A 1,129-nucleotide genomic window follows, 5' to 3' on the forward strand; every position below is an offset into this window, starting at 1 on the left:
CTAGTATCTCGTGTCGTTAGTTAGTTAATGGTTGGGGGTTTGAGATACTCGGCTATGGCGAATTCTCCGGCTCCCGCTCTGGGCCTGCGTGATGGCGATGCTGCCGAACTCGATCGACTACTCAGGTCGACGTCGACGCCTGCGGGACTGGCACGTCGGGCGCGGATCGTGGCCCTTGCTGCTGAAGGGATGGCCAATTCGCGGATCAGCGAGGTCGTCGGGACGTCGGTGCCGACCGTGCTCAAGTGGCGCTCCCGATATCTCCATGACGGCCTCGACGGGTTACTTGATGCCGAACGGTGTGGTCGCCCAAGGCATCTTGATCATGCAGCTGTTGTCGCTGCGACGTTGAAGTCACCACCCAAGAAGTACGGAGTGACCCACTGGTCGTCGCGTCTGCTAGCCAGTCACCTCGGGATCGGGAACGCGACGGTCGCGCGGGCCTGGCGTGAGTACGGGGTACAGCCGTGGCGGTCGGGGACGTTCAAATTCTCCACCGATCCAGAACTGGTCGCCAAGGTCACCGATGTCGTCGGCCTGTACCTGGAACCGCCGGAGAACGCAATCGTGTTGTGCGTGGACGAAAAGTCGCAAATCCAGGCCTTGGACCGCACGGCGCCGATGCTGCCGATGCAGCCAGGGCAGATCGAACGCCGAACCCACGACTACAAACGACACGGCACCACCACACTGTTCGCCGCCTTGGAGATCGCGACTGGGCAGGTGACCGCAGCCGTCAAGCCGCGCCACCGCCACCAAGAGTTCTTGTCGTTCCTGCGGCAGATCGACCGCGCCTACGGCGACCAGGAACTGCACCTGGTGATGGACAACTACGCCACCCATAAGAAGGCCGAAGTCACCGCGTGGCTCACCGCGCACCCCAACATCCACGTCCACTTCACCCCGACCTCAGGGTCGTGGCTCAACCTCGTCGAGGTCTGGTTCGGCATCATCGACCGCCAAGCAATCCGGCGTGGCGTATTCACCTCAGTCACCGACCTCAACGCCAAGATCCGAGCCTTCATCAACGGCTGGAACGACCGCAAACACCCCTTCGTATGGACAAAAACCGCAGACGAAATCCTGAAGAAAGCTCAACCCAAAACGTATTAACGAAACGAGACACTAG

At 60.9% G+C, this 1,129-nt stretch carries 1 protein-coding gene; it reads left to right on the top strand.

All coding sequences use genetic code 11. The annotated features are described in order from the left end of the window. Positions 1-54: 54 nt before the first annotated feature. On the top strand, positions 55-1,113 hold the full coding sequence (locus tag A5766_RS00830) for an IS630 family transposase (protein WP_082965408.1): 1,059 nt from the start codon (positions 55-57) through the stop codon (positions 1,111-1,113). Positions 1,114-1,129 lie beyond the last annotated feature (16 nt).

The sequence above is a fragment of the Gordonia sp. 852002-51296_SCH5728562-b genome (assembly GCF_001665475.1).
In the GTDB taxonomy this organism is placed as follows: domain Bacteria; phylum Actinomycetota; class Actinomycetes; order Mycobacteriales; family Mycobacteriaceae; genus Gordonia; species Gordonia sputi.